Origin of the sequence: Enterococcus sp. UD-01 (genome assembly GCF_044909655.1) — a bacterium.
Taxonomy (GTDB): Bacteria; Bacillota; Bacilli; order Lactobacillales; family Enterococcaceae; genus Enterococcus_L.
Genome location: NZ_JBIYEU010000002.1, coordinates 92,769 through 117,757 on the forward strand (window position 1 = coordinate 92,769; position 24,989 = coordinate 117,757).

Here is a 24,989-nt window from a genome sequence, read left to right on the forward strand (position 1 = left end):
GGATTGTATTTTTTTACAATTTCCATTCAATTTATTCAATATCTATCATAAATTCTCTACAATTTATGATAGAATAAGAAAAAAAGCTGTTTGCCTACAATCTGTGCCAACAGTTTAATAATGAATTAGTGAACACAAGTGAAGCTGTTGTTTTGGTGACGTTAGTTGAAATCAGCAAAACAAACAGCTTGACTCTGTGCTTCTGTAAGAAAGAAGGGTATCCATGGCAATTAGTGAAGAACAAGCAAAACATGTAGCAAAATTATCCAAGCTGTCTTTTTCAGATGGAGAATTAAAAGACTTTACTGAGCAATTAGGGAAAATCATTGATATGGTTGAACTATTGGAAGAAGTCGATACACAAGGCGTACCGTTTACTTCAAATGTCGCTCAATCAATTAACGTGATGAGAGAAGACGTAGCAACGCCAGGAATGGATCGCGACGAATTAATGAAAAACGTACCGGAATCAGAAAATGGCTACATTAAAGTACCGGCGATTATTGATAATGGGGAGGCTGGTGCCTAATGGAAAAATTATACGACAAGTCACTGACGGAACTCCATGATTTACTTGCTTCAAAAGAAATCACAGCGACGGATTTAACTCATGCAACATTGGATCGCATCAAAGAGACGGAAGACCAAATTGGCTCATTCATTACAATTAGCGATGAAAAAGCGTTGGAATTGGCGAAAGCGATTGACTTAAAAGGAATTACTGAAAGCAATCCGTTGGCTGGTATTCCGATTGGAATTAAAGACAATATCGTAACAAAAGATATTTTAACGACTGCCGCTTCAAAAATGCTTCATAATTTTAATCCGATTTATGATGCAACAGTAATGGACAAAGTCTATCAGGCAGATATGATTCCTGTCGGCAAGTTAAATATGGATGAATTTGCTATGGGTGCAAGTACCGAAACGTCTTATTTTAAACAAACGAAAAACGCTTGGGATCAAACGAAAGTTCCAGGTGGTTCTTCTGGTGGTTCGGCAGCGGCAGTTGCCGCGGGACAAGTTCCTGTTTCTTTGGGAAGCGACACCGGCGGCAGTATTCGCCAGCCTGCTTCTTTTAACGGAATTGTTGGCATGAAGCCTACTTATGGCCGGGTGTCACGTTTTGGTTTGATTGCCTTTTCTTCAAGCTTGGATCAAATTGGACCAATGACTAGAAATGTTCAGGATAACGCGCTGGCGTTGAATGCCATTAGCGGCTTTGATGCCAAAGACGGTACCTCTGCGGGCGCTTCTGTACCTGATTTTACTGCTGGTTTAACTGGCGATATTAAGGGAATGAAAGTCGCTTTACCAAAAGAATATCTTGGTGAAGGAATCGATGCAGGCGTGCGCGAGGCGATTTTAAAAGCAGCAGAAACCTTTAAAGCTCTAGGTGCTACTGTTGAAGAAGTCAGTCTGCCGCATTCAAAATATGGCGTAGCCGTGTACTATATCATTGCCTCATCAGAAGCCAGCTCAAATCTCCAACGTTTTGACGGCATCCGTTATGGCTATCGTTCTGAAAATATCAACAACTTAGAGGATGTCTACGTAAATTCACGCTCAGAAGGCTTTGGTCTTGAAGTGAAGCGCCGGATTATGCTGGGCACATTCTCACTAAGTGCAGGCTATTATGATGCCTACTTCAAAAAAGCAGGACAAGTTAGAACCTTAATTAAACAAGATTTCGATCAAGTCTTTAAAGACTATGACCTGATTATTGGTCCAGCTTCACCGACGGTTGCTTACGGTTTAGGTGAAAATATCAACGATCCGATTACCATGTACTTGAATGACATCCTAACAATTCCAGTAAACCTAGCAGGCTTGCCGGGAATGTCTGTTCCGGCAGGATTTTCAGAAGGTTTGCCGGTAGGACTGCAAATTATCGGGAAACCATTTGATGAAAGTACGATGTACAAAGCCGCTTATGCTTTTGAGCAAGCGACAGATTTCCATACGAAAAAACCTGTGATCTTAGGGGGGAATGACTAATGAACTTTGAAACTGTCATCGGACTTGAGGTCCACGTTGAATTAAATACAAATTCTAAAATCTTCTCACCAGCGCCTGCGCATTTTGGTGCAGGTCCTAACAGTAATACGAATGTCATTGACTGGGGCTATCCTGGTGTTTTACCGGTTATCAATAAACAAGCACTTGAATTTGGGATGAAAGCCGCTTTAGCGTTAAATTGTGAGATTTCCAAAGATACACATTTTGACCGTAAAAATTATTTCTATCCGGATAATCCAAAAGCTTACCAAATTTCGCAATTCGATCAGCCAATCGGTCATGACGGCTGGATTGACATTGAAGTGGATGGACAAACGAAACGAATTCGCATCGAGCGCGTGCATTTAGAAGAGGATGCCGGCAAAAATATTCACGGTGACGGCGGCTATTCTTACGTTGATTTAAACCGTCAAGGTACGCCATTGATTGAGATCGTATCAGAAGCGGATATGCGTTCGCCAGAAGAAGCATATGCGTATCTTGAAGCATTGCGTTCTATCATTCTATTTACTGGTGTTTCAGATGTGAAAATGGAAGAAGGCTCCATGCGCTGTGATGCCAATATTTCGCTTCGTCCTTACGGTCAGGAAGAATTTGGCACGAAAGCAGAATTGAAAAACTTGAATTCACTAAACTTTGTGAAAAAGGGCTTAGCTTTCGAAGAAAAACGTCAAGCGAAGGTTTTGCTTTCCGGCGGTGAAATTCAACAAGAAACACGTCGCTTTGATGAAGCAACAAATAAGACCTTATTAATGCGTGTCAAAGAAGGCTCAAGTGATTACCGCTACTTCCCGGAACCGGATGTTCCTCGTTTTGCCATTGATGATGAATGGATCGAGCAAGTCCGCCAAAGCTTACCGGAAATGCCGGCATCACGCCGTGCGCGTTACATTAAAGAATTAGGCTTGCCTGAATACGATGCGATGGTCTTAACCTTAACCAAAGAAATGTCCGATTTCTTCGAAGCAACCTTAGCGGAAGGTGCCGATGCGAAGCAAGCGTCAAACTGGTTAATGGGTGAAGTTTCAGCCTATCTAAACAGTGAAAAAATGGAGCTGCCTGACACGAAATTAACACCAGCGAACTTAGCGGGTATGATTACTTTAATCGCTGATGGAACAATTAGTTCTAAAATCGCTAAAAAAGTCTTTAAAGAGTTGATCGAAAATGGTGGCGACGCAAAAGCAGTCGTTGAAGCAAAAGGGTTGGTTCAATTATCTGATCCGGCGCAATTATTGCCAATCATCAATGAAGTGTTGGACAACAATCAACAGTCGGTTGACGACTTTAAAAACGGAAAAGATCGTGCAGTTGGTTATTTAGTTGGCCAAATCATGAAAGCAACCAAAGGACAAGCGAATCCGGGCGTTGTGAATAAGCTATTACAAGAAGAATTAGCAAAACGCTAGAAAGCGGCAGATGACCTATGAAAAAAGCAAGAGTGATCTATAATCCCACTTCAGGAAAAGAACTGGTGAAAAAAAATTTAGCTGACATTCTCTCAATTTTGGAAGAATGCGGCTATGAAGCCAGTGCCTTTGCAACAACACCTGAAGAAGGCTCAGCAAAAAATGAAGCAAGTCGAGCTGCCAAAATGGGTTTTGATTTAATCGTTGCGGCTGGAGGGGACGGAACCATTAACGAAGTCGTTAATGGTATCGCACCGCTCAAGAAACGGCCGAAGATGGCGATTATTCCTGCTGGTACAACCAATGATTACGCTCGGGCCTTAAAAATCCCTCGAGATAACATCATAAAAGCAGCAGAAGTTATCAAAAAAAATCAAACAGTCAAAATGGACATTGGTAAAGCAAACAAAACCTATTTCATTAATATTGCAGCTGGCGGACATCTAACGGAATTGACGTATGAAGTTCCTTCAGAATTAAAGAGTATTTTCGGTTACTTGGCGTACTTAGCCAAGGGAGCGGAAATGCTGCCACGGGTGAAGCCAATCAAGGTGCGAATGGAATACGATGAAGGCGTTTATGAAGGCAATGCATCGATGTTTTTCTTAGGACTAACGAATTCTGTCGGCGGTTTTGAAAAAATTGCTCCAGATGCAAAACTGGATGACGGAAAATTTTCATTGATCATTGTAAAAACTGCCAATGTATTTGAAATTCTCCATTTAGCTGCCTTGATGTTAAATGGCGGGAAGCATGTGGAAGATTCAAGGTTAATCTATACAAAAACAAGTCATTTACATGCAGAAACATTGGAAACAAATAGTCCGATGATGATTAATTTGGATGGAGAATATGGCGGCGATGCGCCAATGAAATTTACCAATCTACACCAGCATATCGAAATGTATGCTAATGCGGACGCTATTCCAGCGAATGCAATTATGGGTTCTATATTAGATGAATATAATGAAGAAACAAAATCTGCAGAGGATGAAGATGAATATTTAGAAACAAGCCGAGAGTTTGTTAAAGAAGTCGAACGTTTGACGGAAGAAGACATTGATGGCGATGGTAAAATCGGCAGCAATCAGAAGTAAATCAGTTCTGTCATTCATCAGCCTGTGGGGATAATTTAAATTGAATGTGCGCTGCGAGCTGATAATTAGTTTTGCAGCGTACTTTTTTATTAGGAAAAGCAACTCGCGGTTGCTTTTCCGCCTGTTTTTCATTAGAATGAGTGAAGTGTATAAAAGAAGGAGCGACTTATGAATAATTTTCCTGTGAAAAAAAATGAAACGATCGAAGTTGAGATTATCGACTTGACCCATGAAGGAATGGGAGTAGCCAAGATTGACGGTTATCCGCTGTTTATCGAAAACGCCTTGCCGGGTGAAAAGATGGAAATCAAAGTCCTAAAGGTCGGTAAAAGCTTTGGTTACGGTAAAGTCTTAACGATTTTAAAATCCAGCGAAGATCGCGTGCCGGTTAAAGATGCGAAGTTTATGCAAGTCGGAATTAGTCCCCTGCAGCATTTAGCATACGGTGCCCAATTGAATTTTAAAACAAACCAAGTAAAAAATGTCATGCAGCGTGTAGCAAAATTGCCGGATGTGCCGGTTTTAGATACTTTAGGTATGAAAAATCCTTGGGGTTATCGCAATAAAGCACAAATTCCTGTACGTAAAATAGACAATCAGCTGCAAACCGGCTTCTTTAGAAAAAATAGCCATGACTTAATTCCTTTAGAGCATTTCTATATTCAAGATCCAAAAATAGATGAAGCTGTAATTAAAATCCGCGATATTATGCGCCGCTACAGTATTAAACCTTATAACGAATCTGATAATACCGGGAATTTGCGCCATATTGTTGTTCGCCGCGGCTATCATACTGGTCAAATGATGGTAGTATTGATTACCAGAACGCCAAAATTATTCCCAACCGCTAAAATTATTCCGGATATTTTAGAAGCATTGCCAGAAGTTGTCAGCATTGTGCAAAATGTCAATCCCAAAAGAACCAATGTCATTTTTGGAGAAGAAACGATTCTTTTACACGGAGAAGATCAAATTATTGATACGATCTTTGACTTGAAATTTGAAATTTCTTCACGTTCATTCTATCAAGTGAACCCGCAGCAAACCGAAGTGATGTATAACAAGGTAAAGGAATACGCTGCTTTAACAGGCAATGAAATCGTTGTAGATGCGTATTGCGGAATCGGAACAATTGGTTTAACCTTGGCGAAGGATGCGAAGCAGGTCTATGGCGTGGAAGTCATTGAAGCCGCTGTAAAAAATGCCGAAAGTAATGCCAAGCTTAATAATATCACCAATGCAACTTTTACTGCTGGTCTGGCTGAAGAGGTATTGCCGCGCTTAATTGAAAATGATATTCTGCCGGATGTGGTTGTCGTTGATCCGCCGCGCAAAGGACTAGAAGCAAGTTTAGTGGATACTCTGATTGACACTAAGCCACAGCGAATTGTATATGTAAGCTGCAATCCGGCAACCTTAGCACGTGATTTAGCCTTACTTACGGCAGGCGGCTATGAAGTAAAAGAAGTACAGCCAGTGGATAATTTCCCGCAAACGACACATATTGAATCCGTGACTTTGTTGCAACGAGCATAAGTTTTGAAATAAGAGGTTTCAAGGATACATCCATTTAAATGAGAACACAAAAAGTGAATAGTAAAGATTGAGGTAGATGGTCTCTATCCACTCGTTTGAATTAGGCGTTTTTTTAAAAGGAAGCGCCTTTTTTTGTACACAAATTCAAAATAAGCAGTAAAGTAAAAAAATTGCGTATCATCAAGGTTTTTATGACTTTATGTAAGGAGGAGGTAGGCTACGCAGCATCAAAAGTAGCTAACCCTAATTCTCTTCAATGATCAATCGGTGATTAATCCGTTATTCGGCTGGTATGAATTCGGTATTAAACCGGACTCATACCAGTCAATTTTACTTTAATTGATCCAACATTAAAGAAAATACTTCGTGCTTTTATGATTTTTTATTATCAAATACAAACGCTATATCAGTGAGTGCTGTGTTAATCGATGCAACTAGTTCATTCGCTGTTTCTTTACATCCATGATTGCACCAGATAATCAAAGAAGTTACGAGAGTTGAAGTAAGTATCGCAAAATGATAATCCGTAAGTTTATTGCTAAGTCCGACGAATTGAGTAGTAGTTTTTATTTGTTTTAGATGTTTTTTATGACAATTATAGATGATTTCAGTTTTATGAAGATCTTCAATAAGCTTCAATAAAGCTATATTGTCCATCCATTTTGTGAAAAACTTTAATTGGATCTCATGGAGAGTGCAGCCAGTAACCGATTCAGAAAATTCATCTGCCAGCAGTTCACATTTATAAGTAATAATATCTTCTAAACGATCAAACAGTCGATAAAAAGTTGCCCGACTTACTGTAGATTCATAACATAGTTCTGTAATGGTCATCTCCGTAAAAGGATGGACTTCAAGACACTTGTCAAATGCTTGTAAAATTAGTTTTAAAGAATTTCTTGATCGTTTATCTTCTTTGATATGATACATTTTGCACCTCTTTGTTTTAGATGTTATGAAACGATTGTTTTATATCTTTTCTCATGATAAGCTGTGGTTCATAGCAAGTCAATGATAAAAAAATTTATTTTTAACCTAATCAAGGAGGCCTATATTTATGAGAAGAGTTCCACTTTATGAAGGTGCAGAAAAGAAGAGCTATTATAAATTTCTAGAAGAAATTGAAACAGTGCCAGCTAAGGAGGTTCAGAGAATAAAAGCGTTAAAGGGTAATCCAGAGGTCGCACCAAGCTTTGCCGATAGAGCCATCATTCAAACAGCAGGTTATGAACCAGTTTCGGAAGGAGTCTATCTGATGGAGGATGGCACACTTTTTTTAAGTGCCGTTACGCCTTGTCCGGATATTACAGGAGAAATGCTTGAATGGTGGATGATCTGGCATCAGCTTGACCCACTTCGTTACGCGCTTTGGAATCCAGAAGATCATTTTAACATAAAGATATCCGAAAAAGATCGCGCTAGATTTTTAGATGAAAAGATACCCATCAGAGAACGTATTTGGGGAACAACCAGTTTTATTACAGAGACTTGGAATGGGGAAGCTAAGCCTATGGAAGGGGTATTAAAATTTGTATCTCCCGATTCAGTAGGTCTTAAAAACGAGTTACTTGGTACACCGAAATGTAAGGCAATGGTTGTAGCAAATAATACGACAAAAATTGGACCGATTAATTATCCAGTGATGATGTGTGAATTTATTAGAGAGAATTCGCAAGGAAAGAATGAGTGGGTAGTGACAGCTTGGATGGGACACGGTGTAAAAGATGGAAAAGATCTGCAAATGAAACTACCAAAGCTAGTACTTAAGAAAATAGCAGCCGAAATGCCAACTATGTTCATTGTCCATAATCACAAGGAAGTGAGTCATTTGAATAAGATCTTACCTGAGTTATACGAGGACCAGAAGAATAATTGGTTAGAATAACTACTGAAAGCTATGGGAGAAAGAGTATCTCTGGTTTTGGTTATTAAAAATATTGTTAATTTGACCTAATGTGTAGAGTTAAGAGTTCCTTTTTAGCCTCGAAAGCAATCTATTATGTAATAGGATTGGCTGTCAGTTATAGGAAGAGTTCAGTTTGAAAAGATAGTAAAAAAGGAGTAGGTGCTTGCATTCTACTCCTTTTTTTGTTTTTAGCAGAGTCAATAAGTGAATTTTAATCCGATGCTCAATAGTTAGTTGAAAAAGAAGATGAAATAAGTCAATGGAAGCTGGTGCAGAAAAATTTTCCATCAAAGCTCCTCTTTATACAATGCTGCAACTAGTTAAATTCGCTGATCTTTGATGAGAGGCACAAAAATGCCTCTCATTTTTTGTGTTGAACAAATATATAGTTTTGCCAGTAATTATGGAAAAATAGAAGCAAGAGGTGAGAAACGTGAAAAAAATAAAGATTACGCAGCAAATGTATAACACAGGAGCCTTAGCAATTGTACGAACGGAGAATTTTGAAAGGGCTTGCGAAATTGCTGACGGTTGTATTGCCGGTGGTATTCCAGTCATGGAAATGAGCTATACCTTAAATAGTGCCGGTAGTATGATTAAGCAACTGAGAGCCCGTTATGGCGATCGGCTGATTGTTGGCGCTGGCACAGTATTAGATGGAGAAACAGCTAGACATGCAATCTTACAGGATGCACAATTCATTATTGCACCCAATTATGATGAGGCTGTTGCCAAAATATGTAATCGCTATCAAATTCCCTATGCACCTGGCTGTACGTCATTTTCTGAAGCTGTAACGGCTTTAAGCAGCGGTGCGACATTCATCAAAGCATTTCCAATTTCGGATTTTTATGGTCAAAAGCTAGTATCGGTATTTAAAACACCGCTGCCGGAACTGCCTATCTTAGCAAGCGGAGGAATTCAATTAGACAATCTGGCCGACTGGTGTGCCAGAGGAGTTGATATTTGCGGCTTTGGTTCTCTATTAACGAAGGGTACATCAGCAGATATTCGGAACAATGCACGGCAGATTAGAAAAATTATTGATGAAACTCGCGCAGAGTTTAACTAAAAATAACTGAAAAGAGGAACTAAAATGATTGCATTAACTCGTGTAGATTTTCGTTTAATCCATGGACAGGTTATCACACGTTGGCTGAAACAATGTGATATTAATGAAATTGTAACCGTTGACACGGCTTTAAGTACCGATTCCTTTATGCAGGAAGTCTTTAAAATGGCAGCACCCAAAGGGGTAAAAATTCGGATATTAGCTGTCGATGCTGCAGTAGCAGCACAGGCCAACGGCGAGTTTGATAAAAATCGGATTTTGTTGTTATTTAAAAATGTTCAAGAGCTTTCAAAAGCCATCAAACAAGGTTTGGTACTCGAAGAAATTCAAATCGGCGGCTTAGGCGGAGCTCCGGGAAGAAAAGCAGTAAACAACGCTATTACCTTAGATCAGACAGATGCCGATCTTTTAGTAGCAATTCAAAAGCAGGGAATTAATATTTATTTTCAGACAACACCGGATTATCCATCAGAGTCATTGGAGAAAGCCGTGGCAAAACTATAATTAGGAGGAGATGAAATGGTTTTAAAAGCAATTTTAGTAGGACTAACGTATTGGATTGCAATGGGGCGGGCACAGTATTATTTCTCATTTGCATTTCGTAAGCCGGTTGTTTTGGGTGTAATTATTGGTTGGATTTTTGGTGATGTAAAAGCCGGACTACTTTATGGGGCAACAATTCAGTTATTGTATATGGGAGGTATTGAGGCTGGCGGTAATATTCCCAGTGATCAGGCTTTGGCTGCTTGTATTGCGATTCCGGCTGCGTTGCAAAGTGGATTGGATGCCAATACTGCAGTAGCTTTAGCAGTGCCTTTTGGTGTATTAGGAGTATTAATAAATAATGTACGGCGCACAATTAATTCTTTTTATAACACTTGGGCAGATCGTTTCGTTGAAGAAGGCAAATATGACCAATTATCTATCTTTTCATTCACGCTGCCATGGCTGACAAATGGCGTCTTGTATTTTACTCCGGTGTTTATTGCAACCTTGTTTGGCGCAAATGTAGTGCAGGCATTTATTAATGTTATTCCAGAATGGCTGATGAACGGGTTGTCTAATGCAGGCGCAATGCTGCCGGCTTTGGGTTTTGCTTTAACACTTGTAGTAATGGGGAAAAAGCAGTATCTGCCGTTTTTCGTTTTAGGCTTTTTCTTATATTCTGTGATGGGCTTTTCAATGCTGACCGGAGCTGTTTTCGCTTTATGTATCGCCATGATTACATCTTTATTTAAACAAAACACAGATGAGGAGGAATATGCATGAACGAAGGAGCGGTAAACGATAAAAAAATTACGCGGCTGGACTTATTAAAAGCTTGGTGGAAGTGGTGTCTGGCAGTCGAAGTGCCGGTTAGTTTTGACCGCATGCAGGCTTTGGCCTTCAGCTATTCATTAAATAAAATTTTGCGCAAGGTTTACGCTGATGACCCTGAAGAATTGCAAGCTGCAATGAAGCGCCATGTCCAAATGTTTAACACAAACTGCGATTGGGGCAGTGTTATACACGGAATCGTCATTTCCTTGGAAGAACAACGGGCTAACGGAAATGAAGAAATCACACCAGAGATCATTGAATCGTTAAAAATCGGCTTAATGGGTCCGCTTGCCGGGATTGGTGATAGCGTAGATCAAGGAATTGTCGCGACGATTCCATTGGCAATTTTTGTGCCAATGGCTTTAAATGGATCAGTGATTGCAGCGTTTATTCCCGGTATTATTTATTTAATCTGGTCGTTTGGCTGGTCGTGGTTTCTGTTTAACAAAGGCTATGCTGTCGGTAAAAATTCTGTGTTGACCATTTTAAATTCTGGACGTATCAAAAAGGTGATTGATATTGCCAGCATTGTTGGGTTGTTTATGATCGGCTGCTTGTCTGCAGCTTATGTTAAATTTTCTACGATTCTTGAATTTGTCAGTGATACCGATACAGTCAAGGTTCAGGATCTATTAAATGATATGCTGCCGAATTTACTACCTTTTGTACTGGTGATGGCAATGTATTATTACATTGTTAAAAAAGGACCGAAATATCTGCAAATCATTATTGTAACGATGATCTTTGCTATTTTGCTCACTTTCTTGGGCATTATTTAAAGGAGTGGACGAACAATGAAAATTTTAATCACCCCCCGAGGCTTTGCTAACTACGGACAGCCAGAATTGAAAAAGTTGCAGAACGTAGGCTTTGAAGTTGATTACAACGATACAGGTCAGGCGTACGCTCCCGAGGTTTTCTTAGCAAAAGCTCAAAATGCAGCGGCTATTATCGTAGGTGTAGATCTTATTGATCGAACTGTAATTGATGCTTGCCCTGATTTGCAGGTAATCTGTAAATTTGGTGTAGGCACCGACAATATCGATGTAGAATACTGTCGGGAAAAGGGAATTCTTGTAGAACGAACACTGGGGACGAATACCGCTGCTGTTGCTGAGCACGTAATGGCATTGATGTTTGCTGCAGCAAAGAATATTGTATCCACGGCAAATGAAGTAAAAGGTGGCGGCTGGCAAAAACCAACAGGGCAGGAATTAGCTTGTAAAACATTGGGAATTATCGGTTTTGGAGCAATCGGAAAACAGTTAGCCGATCTTGCTCACGGCATGAAGATGACGGTTCTGGTGAATGATATGCTGCCGCTTCATAAGGAACTATTAAACGCACATCACTGCCATCAAGCTTCTTTTGAGCAAGTGCTGCAGCAAGCCGATTATCTCTCTTTACATCTACCATTAACGACCAGCACACAGCATTTAATCGGAGCTACCGAGTTAAAGCAGATGAAAAAAACCGCTTGTTTAATTAATACAGCAAGAGGCGGCATTGTTGATGAAGCTGCACTATACCAAGCTTTGACGAATCAGGAAATCAGAGCGGCTTGCTTCGATGTCTTTTCAAGTGAACCGCCCCAAAAAAATGAACCTTTGCTAAAGCTAAATAATTTTTTACTGACACCGCATACTGCGGCAAGAACAGCTGAATCTGAAAAACGAACCTGTACAAAAGCTACGGAAATAATTATAAAGCAGTTGGAAAGGAACTTAAAATGAAAATCAATATAATAGTAGCAACCCATGGTTTTTTTGGTCAGGAATTAGTAAAGTCGGCAGAAATGATTGTGGGCAGCACTGAAAATGTCTACCATTTGTCGCTAACGCCGGAAAAATCCTTTGAAGTATTTATGCAGGAAGCACAAGAGTTGCTGGAGCAGCTTACAGGACCTGTCCTTGTTTTAGTCGATTTATTTGGCGGCACGCCCTCAAATGTTCTGACCGTACTTACTAAAAAATATCAACACCAAGTTCTTACAGGCATTAATCTGCCAATGTTTATTGATTTATATTTAAAAGCAACCGCACTAAGCTCTATAAACGAAATTGAAACAATCCTAAATGAAGTAAGTGAAAATGCGCAGGCAGCAATTGTCCGCACCAATGATCACTTAACAGAAAGTTGAGGCAAAACTATGCTGGAAGGAATAATTACACCAATTGTTACCCCGTTTAATCATGATGATGCTCAAACCATCAACTATGAAGCAGCAGGACAGTTAATTGATTATCTCATTGAACATGGCGTAAAAGGGATCTTTCCCCTAGGAAGCAACGGCGAATTTCATGTTCTTTCCTATCAGGAAAAAGTAGATTTTATGCGTTATGTTGTAAAAAAGGTCAATAAACGAGTACCGGTATATGTAGGCACCGGGGCGTGTTCGTTGAATGAAGCACTTGCGTTATCAAAGGAAGCAGAGCAAGCTGGAGCCGACGCTTTGTCAGTCATTACGCCTTATTTTATTCAGCCGTCAGAAGCAGAACTGATTGCTTATTTTACAACGATCGCTCAACACGTAGCGATTCCAATTATATTGTACAATATCCCCAAAAACACTGGCTGCTTGATTACGCCTGCTGTAATAAAAGCCCTGCGCCCTATTGAAAATATTATAGGGATCAAAGACAGCAGCGGAGATGAAGAATTATTAAAAGCGTATATCGAGTGTACAAAAGATAGTCAAATAAAAGTATTAGTAGGCTCGGATTCTAAAATTTCTGTTGGGTATGAACTAGGTGCAGTAGGGGCAATTGCCGGAACTAGCAATTTAATTGTTGATATTGTGGTTTCCTTGGATCAAGCACTACGAGCAGGAAACACAGAACTTGCCCAAAAAAAACAAGCAGAAATTGAACCTTTAAGAGCTGCTTTGAAATTAGGCACTGTGCCTTCTATTTTGAAACGTGCACTGGAGTTAGCTGATATTGCTTCGGTTGGATCTGCCAGAAGACCTGTACTTCCGACCAGTGAAAAAACCGATACCCGAATTATTGAAATGTTGAAATTTTATTTCTAAATTATAGCTGCTGGCGATCAAGTTTGATCTAAAAATGATGGTAAAATTATCATACGATCATAAGAATTAAGGTGAAGCTATGAAACTTGGACAAATATTTAATGAATTTATTACAGTAGTAAAAGACGATAAAAATTATACGATTGGTCTTTTGAATACTGACGGAAAAGTACTTTTCAGCAGCGATCCGTCAAAAATTAGTCAGCGTTTTCGGCTTGACTGTTTCTCTGAAAGCGACCGTTTGTATCCAATTCAGGTAAAAAATCAGGACTTCGGCTATCTTTGGGTACATAGTTTAGAAAGAGGCGGCGAGATGGTCGGCAATCTTTTAGCTCAATCTCTTAAAAATAGACTGACGTATGAGCTGGCCGATGAGCTTTTGCAAATGAATACCAGTCTGGAGCATCAGCTGATTCAATTACTAATCAATAAAGAAAAATTCGATTTTGAAGAGATCATTGATTTGATGCAGGAATTAAAAATTGATACGAAAGCACCAAAAGTATCTATTCTAATTATTAATCCTCAAGGGTTTGCGGAAGAAAGCTTAACACGTTTAAAATATCGAATGGAAAACAGAGGCAGCTTTCAGTCGCGTATTGATCACCAAAGTATTCTATTGTTTAAAACTGTTTCACCTGAAATAAAACCTGATCACATGCAGCTACACCTTGCAGAATTTATCTCTGAATTACAGGATTGGGGCTTGACAGACTGCTATTTTTATGTAGGCATGCTGCAGGGCAACCCGCGTTTGTACTATAAAAGCTATGAGAGCTGCTTGTGGCTGAAGCACAATGTTCAAATGAAGCTGGATAAACCGTTATTTTTTGCTGATCATATTTTTGATTATTTTATTTCCAAATGGATTTCAGATGAAGAACTACAAGCCTTTGATTATTATCGCAAAAGCAGCAGGCAATTAACGAATACCGGTGAAATGATCAAAATAGCTGAGCAGCTATTTCGCAATGACTATAATATTACGCAAACAGCGGAAGCGTTATTCCTGCACAAAAATACACTCGTGTATAAAATTAAAAAATACGAAGAGGTATTCGGTTTGGATATTCGCAGCAGTTTTCAAGATAAAATTGTCTTTTATTTAATTGCCAGTTTGTTGAAGGTCGATAAAAAGCGCAAGGAAGCAGGTGGTCAGTCATGAGTCTTAAAATTAAGCTAGTAAGAATTGATAATCGACTGTTGCATGCGACCGTTGCACTAAATTGGAATAGTTTCGTTAATTCCAGCCATATTATTGTAGTAGATCCTGAATATGAAAATGATGCCTTTATGGCTAAGGTCTTGCAGCTGTCATTGCCGCCTAAGACCAAAATCAATATTGTTTCAATTGATTCGCTTAAGCAGTTTATTCGACAGGCAGAAAACGAAGATGAAAAATACCAAGTTATTATTTTATTTAAAAAGCTGTCTGTTTTGTATCAGGCATTTCAGGAAAAAGTACAATTTCAAGAAGTACAGTTTCCTTATCCAGCTAGTCGCCTGATGCTCAAAAGCATAAACAGCTATTTTTCTAAAACTGAAATTGCTCAAATACGCATCATGCAACAAGCGGGCATTAAGTTTTATTTTCAAACCACACCAATGGATTCTAAAGATTACAATGCATTTAATGAAGTGAAATAAAAGAGGTGAATCGTTCATGCTTAAAAGCTACAAGAAAATTATCGCACAAGAGCTTCAAGAGACACTTTCAGAGCTGGATGAACAACGATTGAAGGCTGTTTGTACATTGATTTTAAAAACAGAAGCCGCTGGCGGCCGCGTACATCTTACAGGTATAGGAAAACCCTCCTACATTGCCGGGTATGCTGCTTCCCTGTTTTCATCAATCGGAATTCCGGCATATTTCTTAGATGGAACAGAAGCCGTTCATGGGTCAAGTGGTCAGGTTCAGGCAGAAGATCTGGTCATTGCGATTTCCAACAGCGGCGAAACAACGGAACTATTAGCAGCTGTTAGTACTTTAAAGAAAAATGGCGCACAGATTGTCGTGCTCAGCCGCAGTCATCATTCATCATTAGCTATGCTGGCGGAAATCAGCTTAACAGCAGCAGTTGATTTAGAAGGCGATAATCTAAATAAACCACCGCGTGCATCCATTGTTGCTGAGCTAATCTATTTGCAGGCACTTTCCATTTTGTTGCAGGAAGCAAAAGGTCTTACTTTGGATACTTATTTAGCTTGGCATCCCGGCGGAACTATCGGTCAAGCTCTTGAAACCTCGTCTTAAAACAAAACAGAACCCGGACAAGTCTTACTCTTGCTCCTGGTTCTGTTTTTTGTTTAAGTGGTAAACTTCTTGAAAATGCAGGACGGCACCGATCAGATTCGCATCCTTTTTAAAGTGGCAGATTTCAATTTTGGGCATTTGAGTAGCTGCTTCCTTTTTATACAAGGGTTTAAACAGACTGAATTTATTTTGCGTGCTTAGCTGTTGCCGAATTTGTTCATTAAGCTTGGGTAAAAGCTCAGGATTCGTGCTAATGCCGCCGCCTAAGCCAATGATTTCCGGGCTATAAGCTTCATTTAAAACAATCATGATTTCAGCTAACGCTTCATACATTCGCTCTATTTCCTGCAAAGCAACAGTGTTGCCTTGTTTCGCTAATTCGAATACATCTTTTCCGTCGAGTGTTCGCGGCCATTTAAAATTTTTTAAAGCCACTGTACGGCCAAGCTGAACAGGCGAGACTTTTGAATTTTTCATCACCTTGATTTTATCTGCCACAAATTTTTCAAAGGTATCAATCTTTTCAGCAGAATCCTTTAAAATCTTGCCTTCTTTGACAACTGCCAGTCCGACACCTGAACCAATTATCGTAAATAAGGCATTCTGGTAGTGGCGTCCAACGCCTAAAGTCATTTCCGCTAAAGCAGCGCTATCAGCATCGTTTTGCAAAGTAACCGGCAAACCAAGCTGTGCCGCAAATTCCTGTTGAAATTCCCCTACATGCAAAAATGGAACATAGCTCATCCCATGAACGATTCCAGTCGTTTCATCCGGTTCCCCCGGACAGCTGACTGCAATCCCGCCAATTGCTAAAGCAGCAAACTCTTCACACAGCTGTTGAATAGCGGTATAAAATTGTTTTCTGGTTAAGGGCGTAGGAAAGCTACTCTGATGAGAGAGTGCTTCATTTTGCCAAATGCCGTATTTAACAGCGGAGCCGCCGATATCTAAAGCTAAAAGGACTGGTGTGTGCTGCATTCTTTTATACCTCTTTCTTTTGAAAAATAAAAAAATTTTTACAGGAAATCACTTGACTTGAAGTGAACTTCAAGCGTTACACTAAATGTAGCAGTTCGTAATCATTTATACAAGGAGGAATTAAGATGAATTATGTTAAGTTTGGTAATACAGGCATGGATGTATCGCCTTTATGCTTGGGTGCAATGGGCTTTGGTGACCCGAACAGCGGCTTTCATAAGTGGGTGCTGGAAGAAACAGAAAGCAAAAAGGTCATAAAAAAGGCCTTAGAGCTGGGCATTAATTTTTTTGATACTGCTAATGTCTATTCTTACGGCGCAAGTGAAAAGATCCTAGGAAAAGCCTTAAATGAATATGCAAAACGCGATGAGATTGTTGTCGCGACGAAGTTATATACTAAAATGAAAAAAGCGCCGAACAGCGGCGGCTTGTCCCGTAAAGAAATTTTCCACCAAATCGATGAAAGCCTAGCACGATTAGAAATGGATTATGTTGACTTATACATCGTTCATCGCTGGGATTACAACACCCCAATTGAGGAAACGATGGAAGCTTTGCATGATATCGTTAAATCCGGCAAAGTTCGCTACATTGGTGCTTCAGCGATGTATGCCTGGCAATTTGCCAAAGCACAGGCAGTCGCTGAAAAACATGGCTGGACGAAATTCGTTTCTATGCAAAACCACTTAAATCTTTTGTATCGAGAAGAGGAACGGGAAATGCTGCCGCTTTGTGAAGATCAAAAAATCGCAGTTACACCGTACAGCCCCTTGGCCGCAGGTCGTTTGACCCGTGACTGGGAAGCGACAACTAAACGCTTTTTAACAGACACAACGGCGCAGTCAAAATATGATAGTACGGAAGAGCAGGACAAAATAATTGTACAGCGTGTTGCAGAGCTGGCTGAAAAACGTGGAGTAAAGCGGGCGCAGATTGCTTTAGCTTGGCTGCTGCAAAAACAGCCTGTGGTAGCGCCGATCATCGGCGCCACTAAGGAAAGTCATTTGTTGGATGCGCTACCGGCACTGGAGCTGCAATTATCTACGGAAGAGGTCGCTTACTTGGAAGAGTCCTATTTGCCGCACAAAGTGGTTGGCGCCATCTAAGACGATCCGGCTTTCCTTTTTCCTAAGCTTCATATTATAATGAAAGAAAACTAGAAGAGGATGCCAATGGAACTACGTTTATTACGCTACTTTTGGACAGTAGCAGAAGAAAAGAATTTTTCCAGAGCCGCTCAGCTTTTACGAATTACTCAGCCAACCTTAAGCCGACAAATCAAAGAGTTGGAAGAAGAATTAGGCACGCCGCTTTTAGTGCGGTCAAACCGTGAACTGGAGCTGACAGAAGCAGGTCATTTTCTAAAAGAACGAGCGGCGGAAATTTTAACGTTGACTGAAAATACAGAGCGCAGCTTTCGACAGCAGCAAGAGGGTTCGCTTAGCGGTCACTTTTCCATCGGCTGTGTCGAGGCAGATAACTCTGACACCTTGGCCATGATGCTGGAGGAATTGGTCAGTGATTACCCGCAGGTGACCTTTAACATCGTTTCCGGTACGAGTGATGATATCCGTGATCGTCTGGAAAAAGGGCTGGTGGATCTAGCTCTTTTATTAGAGCCGGTAGCTATCGAAGGTTTGGAAACACTTGTTTTACCGCGAGTGGAAAAGTGGGGACTGCTGGTAGCCGCAGATTCATTTTTAGCGCAAAATAAAACCATTCAAGCGAATGAGTTGAAAGGGATTCCCTTACTAAGTTCCGGACGACCGGAGCTTCAGCAAATGCTGGAACAGTGGCTAGGGTATTCCTTTGCCGATTTAAACATTATAGGAACCTACAATCTGATCTTTAATGTTTTCGCACTAGTTGAAAACCGAGTAGGCTCAGCTTTAACGATCGAAGGAGTAGTAGCTAATCGGCGGTTGAATAATGTTAAATTCATCCCGCTAGAGCCGGCAATTGAAAGAAATTGCTTACTCGTCTGGAAGAAAACCAGAATTCAGACGCCGGTAGTTAAAGAATTCATTCGCCGCTTTAAAGAGGCTTTTAAAGCATAGAAGCTGCCTTTCAAAGGTACTGGACGAATACGAGGGATCGCTGTATCATTTAATTAAAGAAATGATACAGCGATTTATTTATAAAAAATGGGTTAAGGAACTGTGCGAGAAGGAGTGAAAAAGTGAAAAAAACATTTTATCTTATGCGTCATGGTCAAACACTTTTTAATGTAAGAAAAAAAATTCAAGGAGCTTGTGATTCACCTTTAACCGAAGCGGGTATTCAGCAAGCCAAAATTGCGGGTGACTATTTTAAAAATATTCCGCTGGATCATGCCTATAGCTCCACCTCTGAAAGAAGCAGCGATACCTTAGAGCTGGTACTGCAAAATAGCTTGCCTTATACACGTCTAAAAGGCTTAAAAGAAATGAACTTTGGAATGTTTGAAGGAGAGAGTGAGGATTTAAATCCCAGTGATAAAAGCACTTTTTTCTTAAATTACGGCGGTGAATCCCGTGAGCAAGTACGAAAGCGAATGACAGCTACCTGTACTGAAATTATGGAAAAAGAAGATCATCAAGAAGTGCTGGCTGTTTCTCATGCAGGCGCTTGTCTTCATTTTTTATCTGTGTGGCAGGATCCAAGTGATGTACTACGTAAAGGCGTAACCAACTGCTGCATTTTCAAATACAGCTATGATGCGAATCAAAAAAGCTTCGAGTTGGTCGATGTGATTCGGCCTAATTTTAAATAAGAATATAGTAGTAAAAGTATAATGAAGAAAGGAAAGAAGGAAAGCGATGAACATCAGCAAAGCAAGCGAAGAAACGCAAGTATCCGCAGATACTATACGCTATTATGAACGAATTGGTTTAATTCCCCCCGTTCAACGCAATGAAAACGGCGTGCGTAATTTTACAGAAGAAGATTTAAATTGGATTACCTTCAGTAGACATATGCGCAGCGCAGGTCTGTCAATTGAATCTTTAATTGATTATTTGACTCTTTTTCGAGAAGGGGATCAAACAATTCCGGCGCGAATGGAATTATTAAAAGAACAGAAGAAATTGCTGGAAGACAAAATTGCAGCAATGCAGGGTGTCTTGGAGCGTTTAGACTATAAAATTGAAAATTACGATAACCACATGGTACCGAAAGAAAAACAATTAAAAAACTTTGATTAATAACTAAAAAAGCTGAACATTTACTCTCATAAGTGAACGTTCAGCTTTTTACTCGTTTAATGTACATAAAAAACGAAGAACACCAGGATATTTTTCACCTAAAGAAAAAACCGTAAAGCCTGACTTTTGATAGAATCCTAGACTTTCCTGATCGGTTTCCGCTATAAAGGTGTCGGCAGGATATTCTGATCGAGCGGCCTTTAATAAAGATGACGCAATGTTTTGCCGCTCCAGCTTGGGATCAATCGCAATGGCTTGAATAATATGCTCTGACTGAAGATTTTCCAAGATAAGAATCCCGACCAGCTGACTATTTATAAATGAACCATAACTTTGACAAGCTTTGTTTTGCGAGAACAAGGTGATTTTTTCGATAAGCTTCTGCGGTTCATTAGGATAAACAAAACAACGAGATAATAAGTCAAGTGCTCGTTTTTCTAGTAATAGGTTCTTCACTTCTTTTATCAAAAACAGCCCTCCCACAATTCGCTCTCTACTTTTATTAAACCACAGTTTATGCAACTATCCCATAAGGAATGTAATTAAATCAGTAAAAAGACAAATAAGAAAGTAATCAATGATCTGATAGAACGATAATAAATATATATGATAAAAAAACAATAATAAAATTAACTGGAAGCAAATGAATGGATGTTAGTATGAAAAATCAGAACATAGCAGCAATCCGAAAAGAACTTTTTTGAAACAACAAATTAAAAAGAACAGAGAAAAAAAAGGAACTTTCTTTTTTCTCCGTTCTTTTTATTATGAGCAACATAAGACCAAAAAGGATTTTAAGTAAAACCTGTTATTTTATCATATTGAATAAATTTGTCAAAAGTGTATGAAATCCACATATTTTTTTGATTATGCACGAAAATTTTGCTGATAAGTAGCAAAAATGACAAGAGTAAATGTCATTAAGTGTAGCCGTCTATTCATAAATATAGTAATTTTCTTTTAATTATTTGTAAAAAAATTATATTTTACGAAGAAAAAATACGTGAAATTGGATTTTCTATACGTGAAATACATTTATTTTTTTGAAAAATTCAGTAATCTAAGAAAGGAAAGAAGTTCATCATATTTTCAGTAAAAATTTAAATAGATATAACCATTAAATAATAGTTATCATTGAAAAGAATATATACTGAAGCATTATGACAAAACTTCTATTCAGCAGTAGCGGCATGTTGAAAAGGCAAGTTCGTTGCTAAAATATAATTTAAGGAGAGTTTGAATGAAATCAATTAATTTGAAAAAGTGTGCAAAATACGGATTATTAGTTTTAGCTATTGGGGTTTTGGGTGTTAACTTTTCTAATTTGACAGGCGCAAAATACAAAACAGAATCACAAGCAGTAACAGATACAGCTAGAGTTGCCAAATGGATAAGTGGAACAACGGTTAGTTTGGACCTATTCAAAGATTCTTATGCTGCAACAGACACAGCTTTGAGTGGAAAAGATGCAGTTAAAAGTGCCGATTCTACGAAAGTGATTGCACCAGGAACAACTGGAACTTATGATTTTTCTCCTGCTCTTAGTGGTGATGCTCCAGAAGTTGCATATAAATTTAAATTTACTGCAGCGGGCGCTTATACAGGCAATTGGAATGTAAACTCAACAGCTTATGAACCATTAAAATTCACTTTATCAACTGTTAATGGCAGTACTGTAACAAAACTTGTTGAAGACGTTACACTTTCAGCTTTGGTCACTAAGATAAATGAAGTTGGTGCTGACACAGTGATTGAAGCAGGATCATTACCATCAACCACAACAAAATACAGAATTACATGGAACTGGCCTTTCTCTGTTAACGATGCGACAGACATAAAAGATACTGCGCTTGCAGACAAGTTAATCAGTGAGGACTTAACAGTTGATCTATCTGTAACTATTGGCGTAGAACAAGTCGACTAATTTTATTGAAAAGATCTAAAACAATCGAAAAATCTATTATTAAATAAAGAAAGGAAAACGAAATGAAAAAAATTATTCTTAGTATAAAACTATTTTTTCCATTTATTCTTTTCTCTTTCTTGTTTCTAATTTTAGCTCCTATGGAAGGCTCGGCAAAAGATCAAGGCTTTTTTATCGGTAAAAATCAAAACAACCAGCTGTTAATTGATTCAACTCCGATTACGATCTTCTCAACAAAAGATAAGATCATTTATCCGGGGAGTCAAGGGAGCAGCAAATTTATCGTAAAAAATAATAATCAAGAAACAATTCATTATGAATTAATTTTAACGACCTCCTCGTCTAAAAATATTACTTTGCCCTTAAAGTACGTATTAAGTTCCAATGGGAATGATTGGACGGTTGCTGCAGATGCTTCTGCAAAAGCCGGACAATCGTTGTCCATTGAACAAGTGATTCTTCCCGGTAAAACTGAAGAATATACACTTTCATGGCAATGGGAAAGCAATGATACACGAGATCAGAAAATACAGGCGTTGACTCTAGACAAAGCCTTATATGAAAGTCTTCACTTTAAATTAATCGTTGAAGAAAGCAATGCACCGATTCCATCTACTGATAGTTCTAGCAGTTCAAATGCTACGACAACTACTAATGATACCACCACTAGCCCAAGCAATTCTTCAAGTACGACAAGTGATGGAATTTCAGGAGCGAGTGAGACGAATGAATCAACAGCGAATAATCAAAACGATTCAAGCAGGGACAGTAGTCAAGCCGGTAGTGTAACGAATCCGTCAAGTACGAATAAAACAACCTTTATAAAAGCCAAGGTTTTACCATTAATGGGAGAAATCGTCAGCGATGTGTTTCATCCGCTGGTAATTTTGTTAATAGCAGCGGCTGGTTATTTATGGTTTAGAAAGAGGCAGGACTCATGAAATACGTTAAAGGATTTTTCCTCTTTTTATTAGTTGTTATCATTCTGATTTTTGCATACTTTGGAACAATGAAAATTGTTAAAAAAGTTGAATATCCTACTTTGTTCGGCTATGGCAATGCAATCGTAATTTCCGGCAGTATGGAGCCGAACATTTCAGTCAATGATTTAGTGATCACCAAAAAGCAGCCAACTTACAACAAAGATGAAGTTATCTTGTTCCATTCCAATACAGCACTGGTAACACACCGAATTGTTGAGGTAAAAGAGGCGCGCTATCTTACGCAAGGTGATGCGAATAACACAGTAGATGAGTGGCTGGATAAAAGCCAGATAGAAGGCAAAGTTATTTTTGTCATTCCAGCAGTAGGCTTTATCCAAGAATTTTTTTCAACGAAATTAGGAACCATGGGCTTAATGCTGCTCGTTTGCTTTGCGATTATTTTTGCATTCGATGACCATGACGCTGCTAAAACAAAAAAAAGAAGACCGAAACATGTTAAAACATGAAGAGCTTGATTTTATCTTTTATATTACATACAGACTTTTAATTACTAATAGTTAATAAACAAATACTGACTGCAAGGAGAATAAGATGAGATTTCAACGAATAAAGAATCAAAAATTTAAAGATAGCTTGTTTTATCTTATCATTTTTTGTATTGTTGTCATTTGCTTGATTTCAATAACTTCTCCAGCTTTTGCGAAGCTTACAGCCTCTAAAAGTGCGCAAGATAAAGCAAGATTAATCTATTTTCAGCCGACTATTAAAGGCTATGATATTACTAACACAAATTATGCTGAACTTAAAGATTCGAATAGTATTGAATTTGACCAGCAAAAAACTAGCAGAAATTTTCAATTTAGCGTGCTTAATACAAGTGAGGCAGTGATTCATGTCACAGCTATTGAATTAACAAATGCTAGTGGGCTTGAGCTGCCTGATTATGAGATTACATCGGAAACAGATTTTTATTTATCTTCAGGAGAAACAAAATACATTTATATGAATATCAATAGCGCTCAGCCTAGCTATTTTTATGATATTCAAGAAGAATTACATTTGGAATTTATTGCCGAGCAAGTGGATTAAGGATGTGATCGTATGATAAATAAAAAGAGAAAATTATCTTTGTTAGTCCTTTTATTAGTTCTTTGTACTATTTTAACGTATCCAACTGTGAAGGCGAAATTTACTAAGCGTAGAACGTTTTCGTTTTCTGCCGTTACAAAAGAACTACCATTTGAAAGTGTAGCTTTTAATTATACGGGTTCTATAGAAATATACACCCTTCCAAAAGACGGCTATTATGTTTTTCAGGTTTGGGGAGCAAATGGTGGCAGCAGTAGTAATGGTTATAGCGGCGGTAACGGCGATTACTTTACAGTAATGGGTTCTTTTGTAGCCAATCAAAAGATAAACGTCACAGCCGGTGGTCCCGGATACAATGGTTCGGGAGCAACGGGTGGTGCAGGTGGTTACAATGGTGGCGGAAATGGTGGCGATGGTGGCGTATTTGCCAGTTCAGCAGGTGGAGGCGGAGCTGGAGCTACGACGATTTCGTTAAATAATCTCAATAACCGCATCATCATTGCCGGTGGCGGCGCAGGTGGTGGCGCAGGTGGAAACGGCGCCGTAACTTCTGGTGGGAATGCAGGCTTAGGTATTTTTACTGCATTTACACAAGGAAATTACTCTGGTTATTTTAGACCTGGTGAGGCTGGCGTAGGAAGCGGCAGTGTAATCGGCGGAAACTTTGCTGGTGGCGGTGGCTCCACTGTAGGCGGTAAAACTTATGGTGGTGTTATTGACCTGAGTTTTTCTCAAGGGAAAGACGGAGCTGAAGGGGTTGGTGGCGATGCCGGTCACTGGGGCGGCGGCGGTGGCGGCGGCTTCTATGGCGGTGGCGGAGCTAGCTCAACCAACATTATCAGTGGCGGCGGCGGAGCAGGTTCATCGTTTTACAGCGATGTAGTTTCGCAAAGTTTGCCAGTTGTTGTAATTGCTAAACTACCGGGGCTTGTCGATTTTCCAACTAAGCCACGAAATGCTGGAGGCTATGTCATCGTTTCATATATTGGTGATAAATTACCTTAGATGTGCAAAAAAAATACAAAAGGAACGAATGAAGCAAACTTACTTTCATTCGTTCCTGTTTTTTTGATTAAAAACAAACAGCTGCCTATCGTTATATAAAGAATGGTTGGTATGATTTGGTTGATTTGCTATTTTTAGCTAAATTGTGAGTTGATAAGCAGCTGTTTGAAGAGTATGTGTTCTGCAAGCACATGCTCTTTTTTATAGTGTCTGCTTTTTATAA

At 39.2% G+C, this 24,989-nt stretch carries 28 protein-coding genes; 25 read left to right on the plus strand and 3 right to left on the minus strand.

Annotated elements, in window-relative coordinates; translation table 11 throughout:
• Window positions 1-223 precede the first annotated feature (223 nt).
• From gatC to rlmD, 5 genes are all read left to right on the plus strand, one after another.
• Window positions 224-529 (plus strand): Asp-tRNA(Asn)/Glu-tRNA(Gln) amidotransferase subunit GatC, encoded by a 306-nt coding sequence (gene gatC / locus ABH902_RS02790; RefSeq protein WP_154778131.1) that lies wholly within the window; start codon window positions 224-226, stop codon window positions 527-529.
• Window positions 529-1,998 (plus strand): Asp-tRNA(Asn)/Glu-tRNA(Gln) amidotransferase subunit GatA, encoded by a 1,470-nt coding sequence (gene gatA, locus ABH902_RS02795; RefSeq protein ID WP_404589026.1) that lies wholly within the window; start codon window positions 529-531, stop codon window positions 1,996-1,998. Before gatC ends, gatA begins: the two co-directional genes overlap by 1 nt.
• Window positions 1,998-3,428, plus strand: a complete 1,431-nt coding sequence (gatB, locus tag ABH902_RS02800) for an Asp-tRNA(Asn)/Glu-tRNA(Gln) amidotransferase subunit GatB (protein WP_404589027.1) — start codon at window positions 1,998-2,000, stop codon at window positions 3,426-3,428. Before gatA ends, gatB begins: the two co-directional genes overlap by 1 nt.
• Window positions 3,429-3,445: 17 nt before the next feature.
• Window positions 3,446-4,525: a diacylglycerol kinase gene (locus ABH902_RS02805; protein WP_404589029.1), complete on the plus strand. Its 1,080-nt coding sequence runs from the start codon at window positions 3,446-3,448 to the stop codon at window positions 4,523-4,525.
• Window positions 4,526-4,693: 168 nt separating this feature from the next.
• On the plus strand, window positions 4,694-6,061 hold the full coding sequence (gene rlmD / locus ABH902_RS02810) for a 23S rRNA (uracil(1939)-C(5))-methyltransferase RlmD (protein ID WP_404589031.1): 1,368 nt from the start codon (window positions 4,694-4,696) through the stop codon (window positions 6,059-6,061).
• A gap of 372 nt (window positions 6,062-6,433) precedes the next feature.
• Here the strand turns inward: rlmD and ABH902_RS02815 are convergent, their stop codons facing one another.
• Entirely contained in the window at window positions 6,434-6,991 is a 558-nt protein-coding gene (locus ABH902_RS02815) for a TetR/AcrR family transcriptional regulator (protein WP_404589032.1), read from the minus strand.
• Between the two features lie 127 nt (window positions 6,992-7,118).
• Here ABH902_RS02815 and ABH902_RS02820 point away from each other — a divergent pair, with 127 nt between their 5' ends.
• The 11 genes from ABH902_RS02820 (at window position 7,119) to ABH902_RS02870 (ending at window position 15,644) form a co-directional block, all read left to right on the plus strand.
• Window positions 7,119-7,946, plus strand: coding sequence for a DAPG hydrolase family protein (locus ABH902_RS02820; RefSeq protein WP_404589034.1), 828 nt, complete (start codon window positions 7,119-7,121; stop codon window positions 7,944-7,946).
• Window positions 7,947-8,400: 454 nt separating this feature from the next.
• A complete protein-coding gene (locus ABH902_RS02825) occupies window positions 8,401-9,039 on the plus strand; it encodes a ketohydroxyglutarate aldolase (RefSeq protein WP_404589035.1) in 639 nt (212 codons plus the stop codon).
• Window positions 9,040-9,063: 24 nt separating this feature from the next.
• Window positions 9,064-9,543 carry a PTS system mannose/fructose/N-acetylgalactosamine-transporter subunit IIB gene (locus tag ABH902_RS02830; RefSeq protein ID WP_404589037.1) on the plus strand — a complete coding sequence of 160 codons (480 nt, stop codon included), beginning with the start codon at window positions 9,064-9,066 and terminating at the stop codon, window positions 9,541-9,543.
• Window positions 9,544-9,558: 15 nt separating this feature from the next.
• Window positions 9,559-10,308, plus strand: a complete 750-nt coding sequence (locus ABH902_RS02835; protein WP_404589038.1) for a PTS mannose/fructose/sorbose/N-acetylgalactosamine transporter subunit IIC — start codon at window positions 9,559-9,561, stop codon at window positions 10,306-10,308.
• Window positions 10,305-11,138, plus strand: a complete 834-nt coding sequence (locus tag ABH902_RS02840) for a PTS system mannose/fructose/sorbose family transporter subunit IID (RefSeq protein WP_404589040.1) — start codon at window positions 10,305-10,307, stop codon at window positions 11,136-11,138. Before ABH902_RS02835 ends, ABH902_RS02840 begins: the two co-directional genes overlap by 4 nt.
• A 15-nt stretch (window positions 11,139-11,153) precedes the next feature.
• Window positions 11,154-12,092 (plus strand): phosphoglycerate dehydrogenase, encoded by a 939-nt coding sequence (locus tag ABH902_RS02845; RefSeq protein WP_404589042.1) that lies wholly within the window; start codon window positions 11,154-11,156, stop codon window positions 12,090-12,092.
• On the plus strand, window positions 12,089-12,499 hold the full coding sequence (locus ABH902_RS02850) for a PTS sugar transporter subunit IIA (RefSeq protein ID WP_404589043.1): 411 nt from the start codon (window positions 12,089-12,091) through the stop codon (window positions 12,497-12,499). Before ABH902_RS02845 ends, ABH902_RS02850 begins: the two co-directional genes overlap by 4 nt.
• Window positions 12,500-12,508: 9 nt before the next feature.
• Entirely contained in the window at window positions 12,509-13,390 is an 882-nt protein-coding gene (locus ABH902_RS02855) for a dihydrodipicolinate synthase family protein (RefSeq protein WP_404589044.1), read from the plus strand.
• A 79-nt stretch (window positions 13,391-13,469) separates the two neighbouring features.
• Window positions 13,470-14,555 (plus strand): PucR family transcriptional regulator, encoded by a 1,086-nt coding sequence (locus ABH902_RS02860; RefSeq protein WP_404589045.1) that lies wholly within the window; start codon window positions 13,470-13,472, stop codon window positions 14,553-14,555.
• A complete protein-coding gene (locus ABH902_RS02865; protein ID WP_404589047.1) occupies window positions 14,552-15,037 on the plus strand; it encodes a PTS sugar transporter subunit IIB in 486 nt (161 codons plus the stop codon). The genes ABH902_RS02860 and ABH902_RS02865 overlap by 4 nt, the downstream gene beginning before the upstream one ends.
• 16 nt (window positions 15,038-15,053) lie before the next feature.
• Window positions 15,054-15,644, plus strand: a complete 591-nt coding sequence (locus tag ABH902_RS02870; protein WP_404589048.1) for an SIS domain-containing protein — start codon at window positions 15,054-15,056, stop codon at window positions 15,642-15,644.
• 24 nt (window positions 15,645-15,668) lie between these two features.
• Here the strand turns inward: ABH902_RS02870 and ABH902_RS02875 are convergent, their stop codons facing one another.
• The gene (locus tag ABH902_RS02875) at window positions 15,669-16,622 is read right to left on the minus strand and encodes an ROK family protein (RefSeq protein ID WP_404589050.1); all 954 of its coding nucleotides are present in this window, start codon (window positions 16,620-16,622) and stop codon (window positions 15,669-15,671) included.
• A gap of 125 nt (window positions 16,623-16,747) precedes the next feature.
• Here ABH902_RS02875 and ABH902_RS02880 point away from each other — a divergent pair, with 125 nt between their 5' ends.
• The 4 genes from ABH902_RS02880 to ABH902_RS02895 all read left to right on the plus strand — a co-directional run bounded on the left by ABH902_RS02880 (window position 16,748) and on the right by ABH902_RS02895 (window position 19,804).
• A complete protein-coding gene (locus ABH902_RS02880; RefSeq protein WP_404589051.1) occupies window positions 16,748-17,728 on the plus strand; it encodes an aldo/keto reductase in 981 nt (326 codons plus the stop codon).
• A gap of 66 nt (window positions 17,729-17,794) precedes the next feature.
• Window positions 17,795-18,679 (plus strand): LysR family transcriptional regulator, encoded by an 885-nt coding sequence (locus tag ABH902_RS02885; protein WP_404589053.1) that lies wholly within the window; start codon window positions 17,795-17,797, stop codon window positions 18,677-18,679.
• Between the two features lie 122 nt (window positions 18,680-18,801).
• A complete protein-coding gene (locus tag ABH902_RS02890) occupies window positions 18,802-19,374 on the plus strand; it encodes a histidine phosphatase family protein (protein ID WP_404589054.1) in 573 nt (190 codons plus the stop codon).
• A gap of 46 nt (window positions 19,375-19,420) precedes the next feature.
• A complete protein-coding gene (locus ABH902_RS02895) occupies window positions 19,421-19,804 on the plus strand; it encodes a MerR family transcriptional regulator (protein ID WP_404589056.1) in 384 nt (127 codons plus the stop codon).
• Window positions 19,805-19,852: 48 nt separating this feature from the next.
• On the opposite strand, the gene ABH902_RS02900 is transcribed toward ABH902_RS02895, so the two are convergent.
• Window positions 19,853-20,272, minus strand: coding sequence for a GNAT family N-acetyltransferase (locus ABH902_RS02900; RefSeq protein ID WP_404589057.1), 420 nt, complete (start codon window positions 20,270-20,272; stop codon window positions 19,853-19,855).
• A gap of 772 nt (window positions 20,273-21,044) precedes the next feature.
• Here ABH902_RS02900 and ABH902_RS02905 point away from each other — a divergent pair.
• From ABH902_RS02905 to ABH902_RS02925, 5 genes are all read left to right on the plus strand, one after another.
• Window positions 21,045-21,728 carry a hypothetical protein gene (locus ABH902_RS02905; protein ID WP_404589058.1) on the plus strand — a complete coding sequence of 228 codons (684 nt, stop codon included), beginning with the start codon at window positions 21,045-21,047 and terminating at the stop codon, window positions 21,726-21,728.
• Window positions 21,729-21,790: 62 nt separating this feature from the next.
• Window positions 21,791-22,669, plus strand: a complete 879-nt coding sequence (locus ABH902_RS02910; RefSeq protein WP_404589059.1) for a hypothetical protein — start codon at window positions 21,791-21,793, stop codon at window positions 22,667-22,669.
• Window positions 22,666-23,178: a signal peptidase I gene (locus tag ABH902_RS02915; RefSeq protein WP_404589060.1), complete on the plus strand. Its 513-nt coding sequence runs from the start codon at window positions 22,666-22,668 to the stop codon at window positions 23,176-23,178. The genes ABH902_RS02910 and ABH902_RS02915 overlap by 4 nt, the downstream gene beginning before the upstream one ends.
• Window positions 23,179-23,263: 85 nt before the next feature.
• Window positions 23,264-23,761: a hypothetical protein gene (locus tag ABH902_RS02920; protein ID WP_404589062.1), complete on the plus strand. Its 498-nt coding sequence runs from the start codon at window positions 23,264-23,266 to the stop codon at window positions 23,759-23,761.
• Window positions 23,762-23,773: 12 nt separating this feature from the next.
• Window positions 23,774-24,766, plus strand: coding sequence for a glycine-rich protein (locus tag ABH902_RS02925; RefSeq protein ID WP_404589063.1), 993 nt, complete (start codon window positions 23,774-23,776; stop codon window positions 24,764-24,766).
• The last annotated feature ends 223 nt before the right edge of the window (window positions 24,767-24,989 follow it).

What these genes read in the sequence shown, in the direction of transcription:
- ABH902_RS02845 (WP_404589042.1), top strand. Translation starts at nt 11,154, where the DNA reads ATGAAAATTTTAATCACCCCCCGAGGCTTTGCTAACTACGGACAGCCA.
- gatB (WP_404589027.1), top strand. Translation starts at nt 1,998, where the DNA reads ATGAACTTTGAAACTGTCATCGGACTTGAGGTCCACGTTGAATTAAAT.
- ABH902_RS02835 (WP_404589038.1), top strand. Translation starts at nt 9,559, where the DNA reads ATGGTTTTAAAAGCAATTTTAGTAGGACTAACGTATTGGATTGCAATG.
- ABH902_RS02855 (WP_404589044.1), top strand. Translation starts at nt 12,509, where the DNA reads ATGCTGGAAGGAATAATTACACCAATTGTTACCCCGTTTAATCATGAT.
- ABH902_RS02860 (WP_404589045.1), top strand. Translation starts at nt 13,470, where the DNA reads ATGAAACTTGGACAAATATTTAATGAATTTATTACAGTAGTAAAAGAC.
- rlmD (WP_404589031.1), top strand. Translation starts at nt 4,694, where the DNA reads ATGAATAATTTTCCTGTGAAAAAAAATGAAACGATCGAAGTTGAGATT.
- ABH902_RS02870 (WP_404589048.1), top strand. Translation starts at nt 15,054, where the DNA reads ATGCTTAAAAGCTACAAGAAAATTATCGCACAAGAGCTTCAAGAGACA.
- ABH902_RS02905 (WP_404589058.1), top strand. Translation starts at nt 21,045, where the DNA reads ATGAAATCAATTAATTTGAAAAAGTGTGCAAAATACGGATTATTAGTT.
- gatA (WP_404589026.1), top strand. Translation starts at nt 529, where the DNA reads ATGGAAAAATTATACGACAAGTCACTGACGGAACTCCATGATTTACTT.
- ABH902_RS02920 (WP_404589062.1), top strand. Translation starts at nt 23,264, where the DNA reads ATGAGATTTCAACGAATAAAGAATCAAAAATTTAAAGATAGCTTGTTT.
- ABH902_RS02820 (WP_404589034.1), top strand. Translation starts at nt 7,119, where the DNA reads ATGAGAAGAGTTCCACTTTATGAAGGTGCAGAAAAGAAGAGCTATTAT.
- ABH902_RS02915 (WP_404589060.1), top strand. Translation starts at nt 22,666, where the DNA reads ATGAAATACGTTAAAGGATTTTTCCTCTTTTTATTAGTTGTTATCATT.
- ABH902_RS02830 (WP_404589037.1), top strand. Translation starts at nt 9,064, where the DNA reads ATGATTGCATTAACTCGTGTAGATTTTCGTTTAATCCATGGACAGGTT.
- ABH902_RS02885 (WP_404589053.1), top strand. Translation starts at nt 17,795, where the DNA reads ATGGAACTACGTTTATTACGCTACTTTTGGACAGTAGCAGAAGAAAAG.
- ABH902_RS02895 (WP_404589056.1), top strand. Translation starts at nt 19,421, where the DNA reads ATGAACATCAGCAAAGCAAGCGAAGAAACGCAAGTATCCGCAGATACT.
- gatC (WP_154778131.1), top strand. Translation starts at nt 224, where the DNA reads ATGGCAATTAGTGAAGAACAAGCAAAACATGTAGCAAAATTATCCAAG.
- ABH902_RS02875 (WP_404589050.1), bottom strand. Translation starts at nt 16,622, where the DNA reads ATGCAGCACACACCAGTCCTTTTAGCTTTAGATATCGGCGGCTCCGCT.
- ABH902_RS02880 (WP_404589051.1), top strand. Translation starts at nt 16,748, where the DNA reads ATGAATTATGTTAAGTTTGGTAATACAGGCATGGATGTATCGCCTTTA.
- ABH902_RS02925 (WP_404589063.1), top strand. Translation starts at nt 23,774, where the DNA reads ATGATAAATAAAAAGAGAAAATTATCTTTGTTAGTCCTTTTATTAGTT.
- ABH902_RS02850 (WP_404589043.1), top strand. Translation starts at nt 12,089, where the DNA reads ATGAAAATCAATATAATAGTAGCAACCCATGGTTTTTTTGGTCAGGAA.
- ABH902_RS02815 (WP_404589032.1), bottom strand. Translation starts at nt 6,991, where the DNA reads ATGTATCATATCAAAGAAGATAAACGATCAAGAAATTCTTTAAAACTA.
- ABH902_RS02840 (WP_404589040.1), top strand. Translation starts at nt 10,305, where the DNA reads ATGAACGAAGGAGCGGTAAACGATAAAAAAATTACGCGGCTGGACTTA.
- ABH902_RS02805 (WP_404589029.1), top strand. Translation starts at nt 3,446, where the DNA reads ATGAAAAAAGCAAGAGTGATCTATAATCCCACTTCAGGAAAAGAACTG.
- ABH902_RS02910 (WP_404589059.1), top strand. Translation starts at nt 21,791, where the DNA reads ATGAAAAAAATTATTCTTAGTATAAAACTATTTTTTCCATTTATTCTT.
- ABH902_RS02865 (WP_404589047.1), top strand. Translation starts at nt 14,552, where the DNA reads ATGAGTCTTAAAATTAAGCTAGTAAGAATTGATAATCGACTGTTGCAT.